The organism is Streptomyces chattanoogensis (assembly GCF_001294335.1).
Taxonomy (GTDB): domain Bacteria; phylum Actinomycetota; class Actinomycetes; order Streptomycetales; family Streptomycetaceae; genus Streptomyces; species Streptomyces chattanoogensis.
In genome coordinates this window covers 261721-283964 of sequence record NZ_LGKG01000001.1, presented here as the reverse complement: position 1 = coordinate 283964, position 22244 = coordinate 261721, and the positions used below count along the sequence as shown (strand labels likewise).

The window sequence follows — 22244 nt, the reverse complement described above, 5'->3', positions numbered from 1 at the left end:
CCTCCTCCGGCTCACTCCACAATGTGCCGGCCCTCCGGCTGGGCGCTGCACGAGGCCCGGAAGGCGCAGTGCGTGCAGTGCGTCCCGGTCGTAGGTGTGAACCGTTCCTCCAGGACCCGGCCGGCGGCGGTGGCGAGCAGCTCACCGACCCATTCGCCGTCCGGCGGCGGCTGCGTCTGTACGGCGGGCAGCGCGTCGCCGCCCTCCTTCTGGGGCGCGCCGAGGCGCAGATGGACCAGCTCCGCGCCACCGGGGTCGGGGGTGCGTCCCTCGAAGGCGTCGTCGACCGCGCCCTCGCGGACCGCGAGCTGGTAGACGGCGAGCTGGGGGTGGCGGGCGACCTCGGGGCCGGTGGGCTTCTGTTTGCCGGTCTTGAAGTCGACGACGTACGCGCGGCCCTGGGCGTCCCGCTCCACGCGGTCCATGCTGCCGCGGATGCGGACCTCGTAGGCACCGGCGGCGAGGGTGACGTCGAAGGCGTGCTCGCTGGCGACGGCGTCCCGGCCCTGGGTGTCGCGTGCCATGACGTGCCAGTGCAGAAACCGTTCGAGGGCGGCCCTGGCGGCGTCCTTCTCCTGGCGGGACTTCCAGGGGGCGTCGAAGGCGAGGGCCTCCCAGACGGAGTCCAGGCGCTCCATCAGGACGCCGAGGTCGGCGGGGCTGCGCCCGGAGGCGACCTCGTCGGCGAGGACGTGGACGACGTTGCCGAAGCCCTGGGCGGCGGTGGCGGGCTTGTCCGCCTTGACCTCGCGGCCCAGGAACCACTGGAGGGAGCAGGTGTTGGCGAGCTGGTCCAGGGCGCTGCCGGAGAGCACCACGGGCCGGTCGCGGTCGCGCAGCGGGACGCCGCTGTGGGTGGGCTCGTGCAGGCCCCACCAGCTGTCGGGGTGGGCGGCGGGCACCAAGGGGTGGCCGTCGTCGTCGGTCAGCGCGGCCAGTTTGGCGAGGCGCCGGGCGGCGGCGTCGCGCAGCGCCTCGGTGGCGGCCGGGTCGACGGTGGTGGCGCGCAGCTCGGCGACCAGGGCGGCGACCGAGAGGGGGCGGCGGGGGCGGCCGGTGACGTCCTGGGGGGTGACGCCGAGCTCGGTCAGAAAGCCGGAGGGCTGGTCGCCGTCGTCGGCGGCGGCCTTGACGGCGGTCACCACCAGGCGCTCGCGGGCGCGGGTCGCGGCCACGTAGAACAGCCGGCGTTCCTCGGCGAGCAGCGCGCCCGGGGTGAGGGGTTCGGCCAGGCCGTCGCGGCCGATCCGGTCCGCCTCCAGGAGCGAGCCGCGGCGGCGCAGGTCGGGCCAGAGGCCCTCCTGGACCCCGGCGACGACCACGAGGTGCCATTCCAGGCCCTTGGCACGGTGGGCGGTCATCAGCCGTACGGCGTCGGGCCGTACGGTGCGGCGCGTCAGCGTGTCCGCGGCGATGTCCTGGGCGGCCAGCTCCTCCAGGAAGTTGAGGGCGCCGCGGCCGCCGGTGCGCTCCTCGGCGCGGGCCGCGGTCTCGAAGAGGGCGACCACGGCGTCCAGGTCGCGGTCGGCGTTGCGGCCGGCCGCGCCGCCGCGCCGGGCGGCGCGCTCCAGACGGCCCGGCCACGGGGTGCCGTCCCACAGCTCCCACAGGGCCTCCTCGGCGGTGCCGCCGCCGGCGAGCAGCTCGCGGGCCTTGCGCAGCAGCAGGCCGAGCCGCTGGGCGCCACGGGCGTACGCCGGATCGTGCGCCACCAGGCGCTCGGGTTCGGCGAGTGCGCGGGCGATCAGCTCGTCGGAGGGGCGGGGCAGCGCCTCGCCGGCCGCCCGCTCCTCCTCGCGCAGCGCGCGCCCCAGGCGGCGGAGGTCGGCGGAGTCCATGCCGCCCAGGGGGGAGGTCAGCAGGTCGAGGGCGGTCTCGGTGTCGAGAGAGCCGACATGGACAGCCGGGTCGTCGTCCAGGACGGCGCGCGCCGCCGTCCGCAGCGCCGTCAGGAGGGGGCCGACGGCCGGTTCGTGGCGCAGCGGGAGATCGTCGCCGTCGATGTCGAGGGGCACCCCGGCGGAGGTGAGCGCCCGGCGCACGGCGGGTATCGAGCGCCCTCCGGCGCGGACGAGGACGGCCATCTCGCGCCAGGGCACACCGTCCTCCAGGTGGGCGCGGCGCAGGATGTCGGCGATGTTGTCGAGCTCGGCGCCCGGCGTCGGGTAGGTGTATGCCTCGGCCCGGCCGCCGTCGCGTACCGCGGTCAGCTCGCGGTGCGCCCGTACCTTCTGCGCGGGCAGGCGGGTGAGCGGCATCCGGTGGGTGAGCAGCCGCGTCGCGGCCAGCAGGGCGGCGCCCGAGCGCCGGGAGGTGCGCAGGACCTCCACCGGGGCGGGGGTGCCGTCGGCGCGCCGGAAGGCCTGGGGGAAGTCGAGGATGCCGTTCACATCGGCGCCGCGGAAGGCGTAGATCGACTGGTCGGGGTCGCCGAAGGCGAGGAGCGTACGGCCCGGGGAGCCCGGTGTGCCGGGCGCGCCCCGGTGGCCGGCCAGCGCGTGCAGCAGCCGTGTCTGGGCGACGTCGGTGTCCTGGTACTCGTCGACGTAGACCGCGTCGTAGGCCGCCGCAAGCTGCGCCGCGACGCGGGGTTCCTCGGCGAGCAGGACGGCGCGGTGCATCAGTTCGGCGTAGTCCAGCACGCCCTGGCCGTCCAGGACGTCGAGGTATTCGGCCAGGAAGGCCGCGGCGGCGCTCCAGTCGGGGCGGCCGGTGCGGCGGGCGAAGGCGCCGAGGGCGTCCGGGCCCAGGCCCAGTTCGCGGCTGCGGGCGAGCACCGCGCGGACCTCGTCGGCGAAGCCCCGGGTGGTCAGGCAGGCGCGCAGCTCGTCCGGCCAGCCGATCCGGGCGCGGCCGTCGCCGGCCAGCTCGGCCTGGCCTTCGAGGAGTTCGCGGACGACGAGGTCCTGCTCGGGGCCGGAGAGCAGGCGCAGCGGGTCGGCGAAGAGGTCGGCGTCCTGGTGGGCGCGGACCAGGGCGTAGGCGAAGGAGTGGAAGGTGGTGGCCTGGGGGGCGCGGCCGGCGCCCACCCGGGCCGCGAGCCGGTCGCGGAGCTCCACGGCGGCCTTGCGGCTGAAGGTCAGGACGAGGATCCGCTCCGGGTCGGCGCCGTCGCCCACCCGGCGGGCCACCGACTCCACCAGGGTCGTGGTCTTTCCGGTCCCGGGCCCGGCGAGCACCAGGAGCGGGCCGTGGCGGTGGTCAACCACGGCGCGCTGGGCTGCGTCCAAGGCAGGAGGGTCCACCGGCACCGGCGGGGTGCGCACCAGTCGGTACGCGCCGGGGGCATCCCGCCGTGCCGCCCGGTGCGGCGGCGTCGACGGGACGGCCGAGAACGCCGGGAAAGAGGAGCTCACGTGGATCGCCGGTCCTGGTGGGGTTGCTGATCTTGATGGGGTGGGTGACGGCAGTGCCGGACGACGCTACGCCAGACGGCTCAGGTGCCGTCCCATCGGGCCCGGCGCATGTCCAGCTTCGGTATGTGGCCCTCGGCCGCCGTCGACGCCGCCCGCAGCGGTGTGCCCTCCTCGCGGTAGTGCGCCAGCGCGCGCAGCTCATGGCCGGGCAGGAGCACGCCGTCCGAGCGGACCACCCGCCACCAGGGCACCGCACCACCGTAGAGCGCCATGACCCGGCCGACCTGCCTGGGGCCTCCCTCTTCGAGCCACTCCGCCACGTCCCCGTACGTCATCACCCGCCCGGCCGGGATCAGCTCGGCGACGGCGAGGACCCGTTCCGCGTATGCGGGCAGCTCCGGGGGTTCGCCGCCCGCTGCCGTATCTCCGGTCCCACTCATTCGGTCCATCCTGCCGCACGGCACCGACAATGGGATCGGACACACGCTCCGGGACCGCCGTGGAGGTCCGCCGGCACGGTGTCGGCGGCGCGGCGCAGGGCAGGGGCGGGGGAGGCCGTTCCGCTTCCCGTGCCCCCGAAATGCACCCTGATGCCCCCCGCCGCTGGTCGGCCGTGCCACCATCTTCCGGACGGTGACTGGTGATACGAGATCAAGAAGAGACGGCCGAGCAGCAGGGTGCGGCGCCTCCACGGGAGGCGGGCGCCCCTGACGCGCTGGCCGTCGGCGCCCCCAAGCCGACGGAAAAGGCGAGCACGATCAAGAAGGCCGAACCACCCGAGGCGTCCGAGAGGCCGGAAGAGCCCGCGGACCCCGCATCGCGCACGCGGCACGAGGAGGAGCCGCAGCCCAGGGACAAGGAGCGAGAGCACCACGAGCGCACGCAGACCGAGGGCACGCAGTCCGAGGGCGGCGGGCCGGCCGCCGGCGCGCCCCGCACGGGCTCGCACCGCGACGGCCTGACCGCCGACGAGCGCGGCGAGTTCCACGTCGACCGGGTCTCCGGCGACGAGCCGCTGCTGCCTGCCCGGGTGCACCGCCCCTCCGACCTGCTGCGGCTGCTGCTGGGCATCGTCGGGATCGCGGTGGTGCTGGCCCTTGCCACCTTCGCGCACGGCACCACCCAGGGCCTCAAGAGCGATATCGGCAAGGGCTTCGGGGCCGCCCCCGAGCTGCTGATCAACCTGGCGGGGCTGACGTCCAGCATCGCGGTGCTGATCGTCCCGGTGGCGTTCGCCGTCGAGCGGCTGATCAAGCGGGACGGGCTGCGGATCGCGGACGGTGTGCTGGCGGCCGTACTGGCGCACGGCGTCTCGCTGGCCACCGATCTGTGGGTGGCCGAGGCGGCGCCTGCGTCCATCAGGGCGGCGCTCACCCAGCCCCTGGAGAACGGCTCGCTGTCGGCGCCGGTGCACAGCTATCTGGCGCCCGTGATCGCCTATATGACGGCGGTGGGCATGTCCCGGCGGCCGCGCTGGCGGGTCGCGATGTGGGTCGTGGTGCTGCTGGACGTCGTCGCGGTGCTGGTCGGGCGGTACTCCACGCCGTTCGCGATCGCCACGACCCTGCTGATCGGCTGGACCGTCGCCTACGGCACGCTCTACGCCGTCGGCTCCCCCAACGTCCGCCCCACCGGCCAGAACCTCCTCGCGGGGCTGCGCCGGGTCGGCTTCCACCCGGTCAGCGCGATGCGCGCGGAGGACGCCGCCAGCGCGGAGCAGAACGAGCACACGGACCGCGGCCGCCGCTACCTCGTCACCCTGGAGGACGGCCCGCCCATCGACGTCACCGTCGTGGACCGCGAACAGCAGGCACAGGGCTTCTTCTACCGGGTCTGGCGGCGGCTGTCGCTGCGCGGCATCAACCAGCGCCGCAGCCTCCAGTCGCTGCGCCAGGCCCTCGAGCAGGAGGCGCTGCTGGCGTACGCCGCGATCGCGGCCGGCGCCAACGCCCCCAAGCTGATCGCCACCTCCGAACTCGGCCCGGACGCGGTGATGCTGGTCTACGAGCACATCGGCGGCCGCACCTTCGACTCACTGGCCGACGAGGAGATCACCGACGCACTGATGCACAGCGCCTGGCGGCAGGTCGCGTCGCTCCAGTCGCGGCGGATCGCGCACCGGCGGCTGGTGGGCGACGCGCTGCTGGTGGATCGTTCCGGCAATATCGTTCTGACCGAGCTGCGCGGCGGCGAGATCGCCGCCGGCGACCTCGTCCTGCGGATGGACATCGCCCAGCTGCTCGCCACCTGCGGGCTGCGGGCGGGGGCCGAGCGGGCGGTCGCCGCGGCCGTCGAGGTGCTCGGGCCGGACGCGGTCGCCGACAGCCTGCCGCTGCTCCAGCCGATCGCGCTCAGCCGCACCACCCGCGCCACGCTGCACCAGCTGGCCCGCGAGCGCTCCAAGCGGGAGCGCGAGGCCGTACTGGCCGCCTCGCAGGCCGCCAAGGAGGCCCGCGAGGCCCGCGAGGCGGAGGGCCCCAAGGACCGCAAGACGCTGCGGGCCGAGCGGCACGCCGCGAAGAACGCCGAGAAACGCGCCCTGGAGGAGGCGTCGGAGGAGGCCCGCGAGGAGGATCTGCTGGCCCAGATCCGCCGCCAGGTGCTGCTGATCCGGCCGACCGCGGTGATCGAACCGGCGAAGCTGGAGCGGCTGAGCCCGCGCATCCTGATCAGCTGGATCGCCGGTGCGGTGGCGGTATATCTGCTGCTGTCGCAGCTGGCCAACTTCAACATCGGCGATGTGATCAACAGGGCCCAGTGGATGTGGGTCCTGGTGGCGATGTTCTTCTCGGCGCTGACGTACCCCGCGGCGGCGATGAGCCTGCTGGGATTCGTCACCGAGAAGGTGCCGTTCGCCAAGACGGTCATCGCGCAGATCGCGGGCAACTTCGTGAAGCTGGTGGCGCCCGCGGCGATCGGCGGTGTGGCGCTGAACACCCGCTTCCTCCAGCGCGCCGGGGTCCGGCCGGGCCTCGCGGTGGCCAGCGTCGGCGCGTCCCAGCTGTTCGGGCTGGGAAGCCACATCACGCTGCTGCTGGCCTTCGGCTATCTGACCGGCACCGAGCACGCACCGCAGATCTCGCCGTCCCGTACGGTCATCGCCGGGCTGCTGACGGTGGCCGTACTGGTCCTGGTGGTGACCGCCGTACCGGCGCTGCGCAAGTTCGTCTCGACGCGGGTGCGGTCGCTGTTCGCCGGGGTGGTCCCGCGGATGCTGGACATCCTCCAGCGGCCGCGGAAGCTGATCATGGGGATCGGCGGAATGCTGCTGCTGACGGCGGCGAACGTGATGTGCCTGGACGCCTCGATCCGGGCGTTCGGCGGCGGCGACCAGATCAGTTACGCGAGCATCGCGGTCGCCTTCCTCGCCGGTAACGCACTGGGCTCGGCCGCCCCGACACCGGGCGGTCTGGGCGCCGTGGAAACCGCGCTGCTCGGTGCGCTGACGGTCGCCGGGCTCGCCGGCAGTACGGCGCTCCCGGCAGTGCTGCTGTTCCGGCTGATGGTGTTCTGGCTGCCGGTGCTGCCGGGCTGGGTGGCGTTCAACTATCTGACCCGCAAGGGTGAGATCTGAGGGAACATCTGCCCAGGCCCAGCACGGGGCACGCGAGGCGGAGCACCGCACGGTGGGTGCGTTGCACCGAACGAGCCGGCCGTGGCCGGCTCGCCATGGGGGGCGGCTGGTGGTCACTTCGATGCGGTGACGATCTGGCTCCAGATCGTCACCGCGGTCGCCAGTTGGGCGACGAGGAAGGCGATCTGCCCCGAGAGGCCGTGCACCTGGTAGACCGATGTCAGCAGGTTGAGGCGCTTTGTCTTGTAGTGCCTTTCACGGCGGAATGTGTCGGTGTCCATCCACATGCTCGTCAGCGTGAGCACCATGAGCATCAGGACGACGTTCAGGACCGCCAGGCCCAGTTCCGTGCGGTCGATGCCGCGCTTGACCACGGCAAGCACGCCGATCGGCACGAGCCAGGCGATGAAGAGGTTAAAGGCACGCACTGGGCCGCGCTCTCCGGGCAGTACGCGCCACAGCGCCCCCAGGACCAGCCCCGCACCAGCGAAGGAGATCTCACACGAGAGGAACGTCCCGACCATATCCGGAATTCCCGTCGGCGAGCTGAATGTGAACATCCACTTGTCACCGTATGCCTTGTCGTACCAGGCGGTGACCAGGCCGGGGAGAATTCCGAAGATGAAGGCCCAGCCCGCGGCTTTGACGCCGTTCTCCCACCAGTGCGTGCGCGGCCCCCAGCTGAGGGCGACATCGACCACGGAAACAGGGTCTGGCAGGCAGTCGTCGCGGCATCCGGTGGGCCGCCACCGGTGCAGCGAGTCAAGTTGTTTCTCCAGGCGCTGTCTCTTCTTTTCCTTCACGTGCCCGCGATCGACGAGGTGCAGCCGATGGAGCAGATAGCGGCAGCGGCGGGCATCCTCAAGCAGCTTCTCGCACTTTGCCGAGTTGCTCAGTTCTGTTACGACACAATGTGTCGCTGTCTTTCGATCCACTCGGCTCAGCACCGACCATCTACGCCCCGCCTGCACCATGCCATAGAGCGCGACCATATTCAGAGGGACCCAGAGGCCGTACACGGCTGCAGCATTTCCCGCAAAAGGCGCATTCCCCCTCACCGCCACGGCGATGGCGAAGATGGCGGCCACCAGCAGTAGATCAGCCCCCCGCGGCCCAAGGCGCTTTTCCGGTTCGTTTCGGCAGCTGATGTGGAGTAGCGCGACAAGGGCAATTCCCGCCAACGCCCATGTGTAGGCGTACACCCATTGTGGACCCCTGGAGGCGAAGTCCGCGAGCGCTTGCCCCAGGACGATTCTGTGATCGGCATCGAAAAACGCGGTTGCTTCCCTCATCCAGTTTGCACGTTTCCAAAGGGATTCAAAGGCCAACACACGGCAGGCCACCACCAGGGCCGCGACCACGGCAAACGCGAATCCGATGGCAGCGATGCGGCGGAGGGGATGCTCAGGTTCGCCTTCGCTCGATGGTTGAGGATGCTCGGGCTTGGTTCCGTTCGACGAACGGCCCAGCTCTCCCTCGCGCGCGAAGCGCCAGGCCCAGGCGACCACGGCAGCCAGCCACAACCACAGCATGGACAGGTCCAGCAGGGCCAGCCCGGCAATTCCCATGACTGACGGTGGGGATGTCGGCGCAAGATTCGGCGGCAGGCCGAAGAGGTCGTGCCCCAGGATCACCAGCAGGCCGCTCAGCGCCACTGCGGAGGCGACGACGACCATCACCTTCCTCTTCTGTTTTCTGCGACTTGCACCCTTCTGCTTTCTGCGACTCTCGCCGGAGTCCGGCACCAATGGACGCCACGGCCACGCGAGGAGGACGAGAGCAAGACCCGAAGAAATTCCGATGAAGGCACGCCAAGAAGTCGCACCGGGGGAGGGACGCAGCAGCAGCAGTAGCGTCAAGCCGAGGGCCACACTCATTCCGGCCCACAGAAAAGCCGTGAAGGCCAACAATCTGTTGGTACCCTTCTTGGAGTCGCCGGTGGCCTTCAGGCGGTCAAGGAATCGCCATGCTGATACGGCGATCACCACCGAGGCACTGACCCACCAGGAAATGACGCCCAGATAAGAAGCCCAGAGACGAGAAGGAGCCCGTGGTAGCTCTATTTTGACCCAAATTTCCTCCGGCCTGTATTCCCTCCATACTCTAATCCTGCCTTTATCTGTGCCCGTCACCCAAGGGTCGACGCTGCTGATTTTCAGATCACGTGGATCTACCTTGATTTCCCTCCACGAGAATTTACTCAGCGCACCCTTCAAGGGGAGCACAGCACGCCACCCATCTTGTGCGGTCCTGACCTCCCACGGACCCACTTCGAATACGCCGGGACCATTTGCATCGACTAAATTCTCCGACTCGTATCGCACCGTGACCAGGTCCCCATCTTTGGTGCCCCGAGTCACGCCCGACTTCCACTCCGGGTGCCACTGATCGAACTTTTCCCGCTGTTGTTTACTTTTCCCGTGCAGCAGGCAGTACATGGCATTTCGGAAGTTGGGGGCGTCGGCGCTGAGCGTCAAGTCGCCCGCGAGCGGCAACTGCCGCTCCGGCACCTTGATGATTGTCGTCTGTCGCACCTGGACGAAATCGCGATACTGATCATCGAAGATAAGCGTGGAAGTGACATCGGCTTTTGTGAGTGGCGCCGACGGGCAATCAACCACATCGGCGGCTTGTGCCTGCGCCGGTTGCGCGGCCCACCACCCGAGCGTCACGAAGGCGAGTACGATCCACCGCCATACCGCGGAAGTCATTTCCGAGGAGGGCATCCGCTATAGGGGTCGCACACCAGGATGACCTCATAGGGCTCGTCGGCGAATTCGGCGCGGCGCGAGCGGTGGGTGCCAGGCAGGAAGCGCCACTGGGAGGGCTTGCTGTGCCTGGTCCGACTCGCTTCCTCCACGCGGGTTTGGAATGCGCGGCTCTCCGCGTCAGTCGTCTCGACCAGGATCTCGTCCGCAGCCAGCGGGAAGTGCTCGTGCAGCAGGCACAGGCCGAAGCGCTCCAGATTGCCGTGCTTTTCCAGGACCGCGACCAGATCTTGGACGAATGCCGCGTCCCGCGGTCCGAGAGGTTCGGCCTCCTCGAATCGCGGGAGACTCGACCGCGGGTTCCTCTCGTGAGCATCCATCATTGCCTCCACCACTGAAAGTATCGACATGATCACCATAAGTGCCCATGTGGTGGTCGGCAACAGGAACGGAAGGCGTGAGTGCGTGGAGATATGCGCAGGTCAGAGGCCATGAGCCCAGACTCGGGCCCCAGAAGTCGCCAGCACCGCCGCCCACACGAGAAAGCCGTTCGTGAGCCGCTCAAGGAGCGCCGAAGACAACCAACGGCGACGGTCGGAAACCAGGCTCAGGCAGCACAACGGCGGACCACGACACATCGCCGCAGCCCGCCGAAGTGGTGGGAGGTAGGTGTCTAGTAGACCGGCTTCTCCGGCTCGACCGTGTTGACCCAGCCGATGACACCGCCGCCGACGTGCACCGCGTCCGCGAAGCCCGCGGACTTCAGGACGGCCAGCACCTCGGCGGAGCGGACGCCCGTCTTGCAGTGCAGGACGATCTTCTTGTCCTGGGGGAGATCCTGGAGGGCGTTGCCCATCAGGAACTCGTTCTTCGGGATCAGGCGGGCGCCGGGGATGGAGACGATCTCGTACTCGTTCGGCTCGCGGACGTCGATGATGTCGATCTTCTCGTCGGCGTCGATCCACTCCTTGAGCTGCTTCGGAGTGATCGTGGAGCCGGCCGCCGCCTCCTGGGCCTCCTCGGAGACGACGCCGCAGAAGGCCTCGTAGTCGATGAGCTCGGTGACCGTGGGGTTCTCCCCGCAGACCGCGCAGTTCGGGTCCTTGCGGACCTTGACCTGGCGGTAGGTCATCTCCAGGGCGTCGTAGATCATCAGGCGGCCGACCAGCGGGTCACCGATGCCGGCCAGCAGCTTGATGGCCTCGTTGACCTGGATCGAGCCGATGGAGGCGCACAGCACACCCAGGACGCCGCCCTCGGCGCAGGAGGGGACCATGCCCGGCGGCGGGGGCTCCGGGTACAGGCAGCGGTAGCAGGGACCGTGCTCGGACCAGAAGACCGAGGCCTGGCCGTCGAAGCGGTAGATCGAACCCCAGACGTACGGCTTGTTCAGCAGCACACAGGCGTCGTTGACCAGATAGCGGGTGGCGAAGTTGTCCGTGCCGTCCACGATCAGGTCGTACTGCGCGAAGAGCTCCATGACGTTCGTGGAGTCCAGGCGCTCTTCGTGCAGGTTGACCGTGACGTACGGGTTGATGCCCAGGACGGAGTCCTTGGCGGACGCGGCCTTGGAGCGGCCGATGTCCGCCTGGCTGTGGATGATCTGGCGCTGCAGGTTCGACTCGTCGACCTCGTCGAACTCCACGATGCCCAGGGTGCCGACACCGGCCGCGGCGAGGTACATCAGCGCCGGCGAGCCCAGGCCGCCGGCGCCGACACACAGCACCTTGGCATTCTTGAGCCGCTTCTGCCCGGCCATCCCGACATCGGGGATGATCAGGTGGCGGGAGTACCTGCGGACCTCGTCGACGGTGAGCTCGGCTGCGGGCTCGACCAGGGGTGGCAGCGACACGGAGACCTCATCAATGGGGTTGGTCGGTATTTCAGTACGGGGACCGTCCCCGCCGATGCGGGGAGCATCTCTCGTAACACTGCCACGCCCTTCTTCATTCCGAGACACCCATTCCGGTGTGCGAGACGAATGCGTCCCAGTAACCGGGCAGCGACTCCCAGGCATCACCGGCTGCCTCTGCCGCCCCGGCGGAACGGCGGTCGGTGAAGTACACCGTGCCCGCGCCCTGCCAGCGGGCGATCCGCAGCGCCTCGTCCAGATGCGTGCGGGGAACGCCGTGCACGAGGTGGCAGAACCGCTCGGGCGGATGGTCGGCGGTCCACTCGGCCACCTGGGAGAAGCGGTAGTCGGCCCAGGAGCCGGCGAACGTGACGAGCTGGTCGGCGGCCTCGGCGTAGCCGGGGCAGGGGTGGCTGCCGTGGCCGAAGACGAGGTAGGTGTGCTCGCGCAGGGTCCGCAGGCAGGTGGCGACCCGCCGGATCGCGGGCAGCAGTGTCCGGTCCGTGGGACAGCGGTCCAGCCAGAAGCCGTCGACCCGGTACCACTCCAGGAAGCGGTGCGCATCGGAGATGAGCTCGCCGAACGGACGGGTGCCGCGGCCCGTGTCCAGGTGGCCGAGCACCGCGGCGCCGGTCTCCCTCAGGCGGGCGACCGCGGGCATGCAGTGCGGGTCGGGACGGGCCCCGGGGCCGTTGGAGACATTGAGCACCGCCCAGTGGAGCGGCGCGGCTCCCCGGGGCCCGGCGCTCCGGGAGCAGCGCAGCAGTTCGGCCCATTCGGTGGGTGCGAGCAGCGGATGGGCGAAGCCGGGGACGCCGACGCCGAGGGGGGCGGCCCCGGTGGGGGCGCGGGTGAGGTCCCTGGGCGTGGTCAGATACGACATGCCGCCTCCATCCAGATGTCGGCGAGGGACTCCTCCAGGCCGATCCGCGGGCGCCAGCCGAGCCGGTCGCGGGCGGTGCGGACGTCGGCCTGCTGCCAGGTGCCGCAGCCGTCCGGGTACGGGTAGGTGGCGGGCCGGTCCACCGGGTGGTCGGGGCCGCTCCCGGGGCCGGGGATGACCAGCCGGGCGGGCGGCGAGTCGAGTTCGTGCAGCGCACCGCCGAAGCCGGCGACCCTGGCCAGTACGGAGGCGGCCTCGCGCAGCCGTACGGCGCGGCCGGTGCCGATGTTGACGACGCCCTGTGCCGCGGAGAGCGAGGCGGCGTGCACGGCCCGCGCGACGTCCCGGACGTCGACGAAGTCGCGCTGCACGCCGAGCCCGCCGAGCTTGAGCTCGCTGTCGCCGGACTGCATGGCCCGGCGCATCGCCTCGGCGAGCCGCCCGAGCGGGGAGCCCGCCGGGGTGCCGGGGCCGACCGGCGAGAAGATCCGCAGGACGACGGCGTCGAGGCCGGAGCCCAGGACCAGTTCGGTGGCGGCGAGTTTGCTGACGCCGTAGGGGCCTCCGGGGCGCGGCACGGCGTCCTCGGCGGTCGAGGAGCCGGGCTGGGAGGGGCCGTACTCGGAGGCGCAGCCCAGCTGGACGAGGCGGGCACCGCAGCCGCTGCGCCGCAGGGATTCGCAGATGGTGGCGACCGCGACGGTGTTGTGCCGGGTCAGCTCGCGGGCGCCGCCGCGGGTGGCGCCCGCGCAGTTGACGACGACGCCGGGGTGGACGGCGTCGAGGAAGCGGGTGAGCGCGCCCGGGCTGCCGGTGGCCAGGTCGAAGCGGACGTCGGCGTCGTCGCCCCGGCCGAGGGCGGTGAGCTGGACGGCGGGGTCGGCGAGCAGGCGGTCGGCGACATAGCGGCCGAGGTAGCCGTTGGCTCCGATGAGCAGCACCCTCATCGTGCAACCCCCCGGTGCCCGTGGTGTGCGGTCGGCTGGACGTTCATGGTCGTGCTCCTAAGACGGGTCGGGGGAAGTGAGTCGGCTTCGTCCGCGGGGGCGGCGTCCGCCCGGGGGGCGGGGGCCACGTGGGGGGTGGAGTTCGCGGCGAAGGGGCCGAAGTGGCCACAGGGTCCGAAGCGGCTCTTTCGGGGTGCCGCTGCGGGGGTGGTGCGTGGTGCGAGGGGGCTGTGAGGGGCGATGAAAGCTGCCGCGCGGAGCGTGCCGTTGAGGGGTGGTGGCCGGGCGACGGCTGGGCGGATATCCGGAGGGTCACGGCTGGTCCGCCTCCGGCTCCGCCGACAGGGCGGGCGAGTGCGCCCGGGCGCCGGTCAGTGCGCGCAGGCCGTACGCCAGGAGGCCGAGGGCCGGGGCCGCACAGGCGAGGGCGGGCACGGCGGCCGCGCCGGCGTGGCGGATCAGCAGCTCCACCGGGGCGCCGGCCGGTGCCAGGCCGGGGAGCCGGGCGATGAGGACCAGGGCGGGGGCGAGCGCCTCCAGGGCGGCGGCCGTGGCGAGACCGGCCGCCGCGGCCCCGGGGAAGCCGTGGACGGCCAGCAGCCGGGCGAGGAAGAGCAGCACCCCGAGGACGGCGGCCGCGGTCAGGTCCACTTCTCCCATGCCGCCGAGCATGGCACCTGCGCCGATCAGCACCGCCACCAGGGCGGCGAGGAACAGGGCGGTCGCTGCGAGCAGCAACGGCCGTACCCGGGCGGCGAGTTCGGCCAGTCCGCGGCTGGCGGCCAGGCCGCGCCGCCCGCGGACCGCGAACCAGCGGGCGCACCAGGCGGCGGGCGCGACGGCGAGGGCCAGCCCCACGGCGGTCGCGGCGGCGGCCCTCGGGTGCGGCGGCAGATCGGGGCCGCCACTGAGCAGCTCGGCCAGCAGCCAGTCGCCGTAGACCGCGTGGCCGACGATCCAGCAGACCCACGGGACCGGCAGACCGCCGGTCCGCGCCCGCAGCGGTCCGGTCCGTACGGCCAGCCGCAGGGCGAGGGCGACCAGAACGACGCCGGCGATGCCGACCGCCGGCCGGACCAGGGACGCCGGCAGGGCGATCGGCAGGACGGCCGACGCTCCGGGAGGCACCGGCTCGACGGCGGCGAGCGCGGCGACGGCCGCGGCGCACACCGCACCGGGCAGCAGCTGCAGCGCCGCCCGCACGCCCCGCGACCGCGGTACGGACTCGGGTGCGGGCGCGGCGCCCGGTTCCGGTTCGGCCCGCGGCACCCGGGCGTAGAGCTCCTCGGCCAGCGAGAAGACGTCCCGGTGGCGGAAGCGGGCGGCGGTGCGGTCGGTGACGCCGTGCGCCTCCAGGCCGGCGGCGATCTCCAGCGGGTCGACGGCGTGGGCGCACAGCTCCTGGTGGCGGTGCATCAGGGCCCGTACGGGGTCGGCGGGACCCCGGCGCACGGGGCGCGCGGCGGTCTCCTTGCGGGTGGGCGCGGTCATGATCCCTCTCCTCTCCCGGTACACGGGGCACCGGCCGCCGCGCCGGCCGGCACACCGGCGTCGTCGGGCCCGTCCCCCGCCGCCCAGCTGGGCGTGTGCCCCGCGGGTGCCGCGGCCCAGTGGCCGGGCACCTGGGACTCGGCGGGGCTGTCGAACGGCCGCGGCACACCGTCCGCGTACGCGGCGCCGGAGGCGGCCGGGCGGCCCGGGGCGTGGGAGATCAGCTCCAGGTAGATGCCACGAAATGCCGCGATGTTCTGCTCCACGGTGAACAGTTCGAGCGCCCGTGCACGGGCCGCCGCGCCCAGCCGGACCCGCCGGCCGGGGTCGCCGAGCAGCGCGCGGCAGGCCTCGGCGAGGGCGTGCGGATTGCGCGGCGGGACCACCAGCCCGGTGCCGCCGATGACTTCGCAGACCGCCCCGGCGTCGGTCGAGACCGTGGCGCGACCGCAGAACATCGCCTCCACCAGGGAGCGCGGGAACCCCTCGACGACGCTGGAGAGCACCAGGACGGCGGCCGAGGCGTAGGCGTCCTCCAGGGTGGGCACCTCGGGGCCGCCGATCTCCTCGAAGCTGACCGGGTTCTCGCCGACGGTGTGGTCGTCGGCGGCCTCGTCGGGGAAGAGCTGGGCGGCCAGCGCCCGGCAGTGGGCGCGGTAGCCGGGCGCCCGGGGATCGTGGCCGTCCCCGCCGATGATGCGCAAGGTGGCCGCCGGCTCGGCCCTGCGGATCTCCGCAAAGGCGTGCAGCAGGCCGATGAGGTCCTTGTCGGGCTCGATCGCCCCGACCCACACCAGGGTCTTGGGGTCGTCCGCCGCGGCGTCCGCGACGGCGGCGAAGGGAGCCGCGTCCATGCCCTCGTAGACCGTGCGCAGCCGGCCGGGGTCCGCACCGCAGCGCTGCTGCCAGCGGCGGGCATGGATGTTGCCGGGGGTGATCAGCGCCGCCCGCGCGTAGGTCTCGGCGGCCAGCGCCCCGTGGAAGGCGGCGAGCAGGGCGCGCACCGGCGCGGTCAGGGGTGCCGCGGCGTGCGCGAGGTAGTGCTCGCGCAGCCGTACGCCGTATTCGGTGACCAGCAGCGGGGTACCGAAGAAGCGTTTGGCCAGCAGTCCCGGGAGGGCGGCCGCACCACCGGAGGTCGCATGGCACAGGTCGGCGCCGCCCAGGCCGTCGGGCGTCTCCCCGTACCAGTCCAGCGACAGCGGCCGCAGCGCGCGTTCGAGCTGTTCGGTGACGGTGAGGAGGTCCCGTACCTGGGCGCCGTGGACGGCGGGCAGCGCGCGGGGGCCGCGGCAGGCGGCTTCCAGGATGCGCACGGCGTCCTCGGAGCACAGCAGCGCGGGCAGGCCGCCGTGGGTACGCGCGAGGTCGGCGAGCCCGTAGAGACCGGCGGCGAAACGGTCCGCCTTGTCGATCATGAAGCCGTCGGGGCCGGCCGTCCGGTCCGCGGTCAGCGCCGTCGCGAGGTCGGCGAAGTGCTCGGCGAAGCGGCGCCGTTCGCGGCGTGCGGCGGTGCGGGTCCGGCGCTCCCCGGCGGGGCGGAGGTGCGCGCCGGAGAGGGCGCCCCACAGCGGTGCGGTGTGCGCCAGGCGGACATGCGCGGGCAGTTCGGGCGGCTGCCCGGCCTCCTGGCGGGGGTGGGTGGTGAGGGCATGCACCGCGAATTCATGGCCGGTGAGCCCGCGCACGAGCCGGTCGCACCACGCGTGCGACTCACCTGTCGCATACGGATAGCCACCCTCGGTGAGCAAGGCGATGCGCACGAGTGCACCCCCGTCCTCTCTGTCGGCGTCCCTGGCGCGACGGCACAGCCGTCACCTGCAGGAAGAAGCTATGCAAAGCGCCCGGTGGCGCGATGGACGGTTGTCCATCGCGCCACCGGAAGGGGTGAACGCGCGTAACTTTCCACCCCTAGGGGCGTTTCGACGCGCTATGTGAGCCTCACGCGGCGCTGCGCACCCGTCGCATGTCCCCGGCAACCCGGGGGTCGAGCACCGGTACGGCCGCCAGGAGCCCCTTGGTGTAGGGGTGTTCGGGACGCTCGTACACGGTGTCGACCGGGCCCTCCTCCACGATCCGGCCGGCGCGCATCACCGCGACCCGGTCGCTGACCGCCCGGACGACGGCCAGATCGTGCGCGATGAAGATCATCGACAGGCCCAGCTCCCGGCGCAGCTCACCGAGCAGGTCCAGCACCTGCGCCTGGGTCGTGACGTCCAGCGCGGAGACCGGTTCGTCGCAGACCAGCAGCCTGGGCGAGGGGGCCAGCGCCCGCGCGATGCCGACCCGCTGGCGCTGGCCGCCGCTGAATTCATGCGGATAACGGTGGTACCAGGCCGGATCGAGCCCGACCCGCTCCAGCAGCTCTTTGGCCCGCCGTACGACACCCGCGTCGTCCAGTTCCCCGGCGGCGCGCAGCGGGTCGGCGACCGATTCGCCGATGCTGCGGCGCGGATTGAGGGAGGACACCGGGTCCTGGAAGACCATCTGCAGCTCGCCGCGCAGCGGCCGCAGTGCGCGTTCGCCGAGGGCGCCGAGATCGCGGCCGCGATAGCGCACGGTGCCCGCGGTGGGGCCCAGGAGGCGGACCAGCATCCGGCCGACGGTCGTCTTGCCGCTGCCGGACTCGCCGACCAGGCCGAGCGTCTCACCGGGCCGTACGGTCAGTGAGACGTCCTCGACGGCGCGGGTGCGCGCCCCGCGGCGTACGAACTCCCGCCGCAGGCCGCTGGCTTCGAGCAGCGGCGGCTCGTCGGGAGCGGCCCGTACGGCGGCGGCCGGACGGGGCTCCCGGACGGCGTCCACCCGCGGCACCGCCGCCAGCAGCTGCTGGGTGTACCCGGCCGCCGGCGCGCTCAGCACCTCCCCGACGGGCCCTTGCTCGACGGCCCGCCCGGCCCGCATCACCAGCACCTCGTCCACGCTCCCGGCGACGACCCCGAGGTCATGGGTGACCAGGATCAGCCCCATGCCGGTCCCCTCCCGCAGCTCGTGCAGCAGGTCCAGGATCTGCGCCTGGACCGTGACGTCCAGCGCCGTGGTCGGCTCGTCCGCGATCACCAGCCGGGGCTCGCACACCAGCGCCATCGCGATCAGGGCGCGCTGGCGCATCCCGCCGCTGAACTCGTGCGGCCGGGAGCGGGCCCGGCGGGCGGCATCCGCGATGCCGACCCGGTCCAGCGCCGCGACGGCGCGGGCGCGGGCCTCGCGCCGGGAGGCGTCCGGCCGGTGCACCCGGTAGACCTCGGCGATCTGGTCCCCGACGGCGTAGTACGGGTCCAGGGAGGAGAGCGGGTCCTGGAAGACCATCGCCGCCGTCCCGCCGCGCAGCCGGCGCAGCTGCGGCTCCGGGGCGGCGAGCACGTCCAGCCCGCCGACCCGGACCGTGCCCGCCACCCGGGCGCCGGTCCCCCGGTGGAGGTCCAGCAGGGCGGCGGCCACGGTGGACTTGCCGGAGCCGGACTCCCCCACGATGCCCAGCGCACGGCCGGGCGCGAGGGTGAACGAGAGCCCGTCGACGGCCCGTACGCCGCCGTCGCCGGAACCGGCGCCCGGGAAGGTGACCGCCAGACCGTCCACCTCCACCAGAGGTGCGGTCGCGGCCCGGCCCGGCGTCGCGTCCAGTTCTGTGGTCACGTGAGGGTCACCCTTCGGTCGGCGAGCGCGTACAGCACATCCGCGACGGCGTTGGCGAGGACGACGGCCGTGCCGATCCCGAGCACCGTGCCGACGACCACCGGCAGGTCCACGGTCCGCACCGAGTGGACCAGCAGCTGACCCAGGCCCGGCAGGCCGAAGAGGGTCTCGGTGAGCATCGCGCCGCCGAACATCGTGCCCAGGTCGATGGCGTTGAGGGCGATGACCGGCGGCAGCGCGCCGCGCAGGGCGTGCCGTCCGATGACCGTGCGCTCGCGCACGCCGTAGGCCCGGAAGGTACGGATATGGTCCTCGGCCAGCGTCTCCAGCGTCGAGGAGCGGGTCAGCCGGGCGTATTTGGCGGATTCCAGCAGGGCCAGCGCCGTCCAGGGCAGCAGCAGGTTCCAGGCCCACTGCTCGGGGTCCTCGGACAGCGGTACGTACGACGGGAACGGCAGCCACTGCAGATACGCGCAGAAGACCATCAGCAGCAACAGCCCGGTGATGAAGACCGGGGTGGCGGAGCCGGTGAGGGTGAACACGGTCAGCACCCGCTCGGTCAACCCGCCGCGGCGCAGCGCGGACAGCAGCCCGGTGCCGACGCCGAGCAGCAGCCACAGGACCATGGCGCCCCACGCGAGCGAGGCGGTGACCGGCAGCCGGGCGGCGAGCAGCTCGGTGACCGGCTGGTCGTTCTGGTACGAGAGCCCGAAGCAGGGCGCGTCGCAGTGCAGTACGCCGGTGCCGGTGGAGTAGTCGCGGCCGGTGACCAGCCCTTGGAGGAAGTGCAGGTACTGCGTCAACAGCGGCTCGTTCAGGCCCAGCTGACCGCGCACCTGACGGATCTGCTCCGCGTTGCAGCGCGGCCCGCACGCCAGCTTCGCGGGGTCGCCGGGGGCGACGTAGAACAGCAGATAGACGAGCGCAGAGAGCAGGAACAGCACGATCAGCGCGCCGCCCAGCCTGCGCAGGACGTAGCCGGTCATACGGCGGCACCTCTCGGCTCGGCGGCCCCCCGGGAGCCGTCCCGGGTGCCGACCCGCAGCCGGGACCGCTCGCGCGGGTCGAGGGCGGTGCGGACCGCGTCACCCGCCACGGTGAGGGCGAGCACGGTCACCAGCAGGAAGGCCGCGGGCAGCAGGACGTACAGGGGGTCCGCACGGAACCAGGTCGTGGCGGTGGAGAGCATCTGGCCCCAGGACGCGGTGGGCGGTTTCACGCCGATGCCGAGGAAGGACAGCGAGGCCTCGGCCACGATGTTGACGGGGACCCGGACCGCCGCATAGGTGATCACCGGGGCGGCGAGCGCGGGCAGCAGCTCGCGCCGGGCCACCCGCCAGGGCGGCGAGCCGCCCAGCCGGGCCGCGGCGACGTAGTCCAGCTTCTTCAGCGACAGCGTCTGGGCCCGCACGATGCGTGAGGTGCCGCCCCAGTCCAGCAGCCCGATGACGAGGATCAGCAGCAGCGGACGGGGGAAGCCGGCCGGGACGACGGCGGTCAGCGCGACGGCGAAGACCAGCGTCGGCAGGGACAGCATGACGTCGGTGAAACGGGACAGGACGGAATCGGCGAACCGGCTGCCGAAGCCGGCCGCCAGTCCCACCAGGACGCCGATCAGCACCTGCACGACGGTGGCGCCCAGGGCGACCAGCAACGAGACCTGCGCGCCGTACAGCAGCCGGGCGAACAGATCGCGGCCGGTGCCCGGTTCGACGCCCAGCCAGTGGTCGCCGCTGATGCCGCCGTACGCGCCCAGCGGCACCCCGCCGCGCGCCGAGTCGATGAGCCGGTCGTGATAGGTGGTGGGGTCCTGGCCCTCCAGCGCCGCGAGCAGCGGGGCGCCGAGGGCGAGCAGGGCGAGTACCGCAAGGACGGCGGCGGCCGCGACGGCCGACGGGCGCGCTCTCAGCCGCCGCCGGATCCCTGCCTCGTGCTGGTTCGTCACTTGACGGATACCTGCGAGATGTCGAGAACGCCGTCCCAGTCGCTGATCACGATGTTCTTGACGTCCTTGCCGTAGAGCCGCTTGTAGACGGGGTGGAAGAGCGGCACGGACAGCGCCTTCTCGCCGATCCTGTTGTCCAGGGCGCCCCAGCGCTTGGCGGCGGCCTCCAGGTCGGTCAGCTTGTTGATCTCGTCGATCTCGTGGTTGACGGCCGGGTCGTCCAGCTGGGCGTGGTTGAAGTTGGAGGCGTCCTTGACGATCTGCCGTCCGTCGAAGATCGGCGCCAGGAAGGGCCCGCCGGACGGCCAGTCGGCGCCCCAGCGGCTGATGAAGAAGCCGGGCTCGTCCTTGATGCTGTGGATCTTGTCCTTGTAGTCGTTGTCCTCCAGACCGGCCAGTTTGACGGTGATCCCGGCCTTCTTCAGGGCTTCCTGGACGGCGGTGGCGACTTCCGGGCTGGTCTCGAAGTTCTTGGCGGTGTTGTGCGTCAGGGTGACGGTCAGGCCCTTTCCGTACCCGGCCGCCTTCAGCAGTTCCCTGGCCTTGTCCGGATTTCCGGTCCGGCCGGCCGGGAAGGGGTCGGCGGGCGTATAGCCGAAGGACTTCTGGTTCGGCAGGAAGGTGGTCGCGGGCTCGGCGAGCGAGGAGCCGCCGGCCGCGTTCACCACGCTCCGCCGGTTGACGGCATAGGAAATGGCCTGGCGCACCTTCGGATTGTCGAAGGGCTTCACCTTCGGGTTGAAGGCGAGATAGGTGGTGTAGCCGAAGTGGCCGGTCCCGATCCGCTTCCCGAGTTCCCGGTCACTGCCGATCTGGGCGAGTTCGGCGGGTCCGAGATTGGTGTCGGTGGTGACCGCGGCGGAGTCCGCGCCCGATCCGGTGGACAGCCGCTGGTTGATGACGGCCGGGTCCAGCCCGGACTTCACGTCGATGGTGTCGGGATAGGCGTGCCGTTCCTTGTCGGTCTTCTCCGACCAGTGCGGATTGCGCTCAAGGAGGAGATGTTCGCCGTCACCGGTGTTCCTGACGACCTTGTACGGGCCGGAGGAGACCGGGTGTTCCTCGTATTTTGTGCCGGTGTCCTTCTTCCGCGGCACCGGCGCGAACTGGGTCTGCGTCGCCAGCAGCGGGAATTCGCCTTCGGGCTTGCGGAGATGGAAGACGAGGGTCTTCTCGTCGGGCGTCCGGATCGATGTCAGTCCGTCCTTGGACTTGTCCTTGTACGGCCCCTGATACGTGTCGCCGCCGACCAGCCAGTCCCGCAAATAGGGGGCGCCGCCGGAGAGTTCCGGGGCGAAGGACCGCTCGATACCGTATTTGATGTCGGCGCTGGTGATCGGCGAGCCGTCCTCGAACTTCAGCCCGTCCTTGAGGGTGTAGGTCCATACGGTGGCGTTCTTGCTGGGCCGTCCGGTGTCGGTGGCGAGATCCGGTACGGCCTTGGTGCCGGCCGCGCCGTTCTCCCGGTTGCGGGTGGTCAGCGTGCGGAAGACCAGGGTGGGGACCTTGCCGCCGCCGGAGGTGTAGAGGCGGGCGGGGTCGAAGTCGCTCTGCGGCTCGGAGTTCAGGACGGTCAGCGTGCCGCCCTTCTGCGGCGCGCCGCCGCTCTTGGCACCTTCGTCCTTGGGCCCGCAGGCGACGGCGCCGCCGGCGAGGACGACGCTCACCGCGGCCGCGGCCACTCTGCGGGCGGTGCGGGTGAGATGACGGGAGGGGCCCGGCTCAGCCATGACGGGGGTGCCTTTCGCAGCAGGATGCACCCGCACGAGGCGGCAGGGAGGGCGCGGGACCGCGCGAGGCCGCCCCCTGCGGACACGTAAGGAAGGTGAACTACGCGGAATGCGCGGGGGGA

14 protein-coding genes are annotated in these 22244 nt (G+C 71.9%); 1 reads left to right on the top strand and 13 read right to left on the bottom strand.

From position 1 onward, the window contains the following. Positions 1-11 precede the first annotated feature (11 nt). Positions 12-3266 carry an ATP-dependent helicase gene (locus ADL29_RS01225; RefSeq protein WP_245689115.1) on the bottom strand — a complete coding sequence of 1085 codons (3255 nt, stop codon included), beginning with the start codon at positions 3264-3266 and terminating at the stop codon, positions 12-14. Between the two features lie 170 nt (positions 3267-3436). Then, a complete protein-coding gene (locus tag ADL29_RS01220; protein ID WP_053921928.1) occupies positions 3437-3796 on the bottom strand; it encodes an MGMT family protein in 360 nt (119 codons plus the stop codon). 200 nt (positions 3797-3996) lie between these two features. Here ADL29_RS01220 and ADL29_RS01215 point away from each other — a divergent pair, with 200 nt between their 5' ends. Beyond that, positions 3997-6930 carry a lysylphosphatidylglycerol synthase transmembrane domain-containing protein gene (locus tag ADL29_RS01215; RefSeq protein ID WP_053921927.1) on the top strand — a complete coding sequence of 978 codons (2934 nt, stop codon included), beginning with the start codon at positions 3997-3999 and terminating at the stop codon, positions 6928-6930. Positions 6931-7043: 113 nt separating this feature from the next. Here the strand turns inward: ADL29_RS01215 and ADL29_RS43270 are convergent, their stop codons facing one another. The 11 genes from ADL29_RS43270 to ADL29_RS01160 form a co-directional block, all read right to left on the bottom strand. Beyond that, complete coding sequence (locus tag ADL29_RS43270) at positions 7044-9641, bottom strand: DUF6185 family protein (protein ID WP_157878356.1); 2598 nt, start codon at positions 9639-9641, stop codon at positions 7044-7046. Beyond that, a complete protein-coding gene (locus ADL29_RS01205) occupies positions 9638-10018 on the bottom strand; it encodes a hypothetical protein (RefSeq protein WP_157878355.1) in 381 nt (126 codons plus the stop codon). Before ADL29_RS01205 ends, ADL29_RS43270 begins: the two co-directional genes overlap by 4 nt. A gap of 293 nt (positions 10019-10311) precedes the next feature. Then, positions 10312-11490, bottom strand: coding sequence for an adenylyltransferase/sulfurtransferase MoeZ (moeZ, locus tag ADL29_RS01200; RefSeq protein WP_053921925.1), 1179 nt, complete (start codon positions 11488-11490; stop codon positions 10312-10314). Between the two features lie 94 nt (positions 11491-11584). Further along, positions 11585-12373 (bottom strand): spherulation-specific family 4 protein, encoded by a 789-nt coding sequence (locus ADL29_RS01195; protein ID WP_046926121.1) that lies wholly within the window; start codon positions 12371-12373, stop codon positions 11585-11587. Beyond that, on the bottom strand, positions 12361-13320 hold the full coding sequence (locus ADL29_RS01190) for an NAD-dependent epimerase/dehydratase family protein (protein WP_053921924.1): 960 nt from the start codon (positions 13318-13320) through the stop codon (positions 12361-12363). The genes ADL29_RS01195 and ADL29_RS01190 overlap by 13 nt, the downstream gene beginning before the upstream one ends. Positions 13321-13632: 312 nt before the next feature. Further along, the gene (locus tag ADL29_RS01185; protein WP_053921923.1) at positions 13633-14811 is read right to left on the bottom strand and encodes a hypothetical protein; all 1179 of its coding nucleotides are present in this window, start codon (positions 14809-14811) and stop codon (positions 13633-13635) included. Next, positions 14808-16574, bottom strand: a complete 1767-nt coding sequence (locus ADL29_RS01180; protein ID WP_053921922.1) for a DUF3492 domain-containing protein — start codon at positions 16572-16574, stop codon at positions 14808-14810. Before ADL29_RS01180 ends, ADL29_RS01185 begins: the two co-directional genes overlap by 4 nt. Before the next feature lie 178 nt (positions 16575-16752). Then, positions 16753-18447, bottom strand: coding sequence for a dipeptide ABC transporter ATP-binding protein (locus tag ADL29_RS01175; protein WP_078970642.1), 1695 nt, complete (start codon positions 18445-18447; stop codon positions 16753-16755). Beyond that, a complete protein-coding gene (locus ADL29_RS01170; protein WP_053921921.1) occupies positions 18444-19433 on the bottom strand; it encodes an ABC transporter permease in 990 nt (329 codons plus the stop codon). Before ADL29_RS01170 ends, ADL29_RS01175 begins: the two co-directional genes overlap by 4 nt. Then, positions 19430-20392 carry an ABC transporter permease gene (locus ADL29_RS01165; protein WP_245689091.1) on the bottom strand — a complete coding sequence of 321 codons (963 nt, stop codon included), beginning with the start codon at positions 20390-20392 and terminating at the stop codon, positions 19430-19432. The genes ADL29_RS01170 and ADL29_RS01165 overlap by 4 nt, the downstream gene beginning before the upstream one ends. Then, positions 20389-22122, bottom strand: a complete 1734-nt coding sequence (locus tag ADL29_RS01160) for an ABC transporter substrate-binding protein (RefSeq protein WP_053921919.1) — start codon at positions 22120-22122, stop codon at positions 20389-20391. The genes ADL29_RS01165 and ADL29_RS01160 overlap by 4 nt, the downstream gene beginning before the upstream one ends. Between the last annotated feature and the right edge of the window lie 122 nt (positions 22123-22244).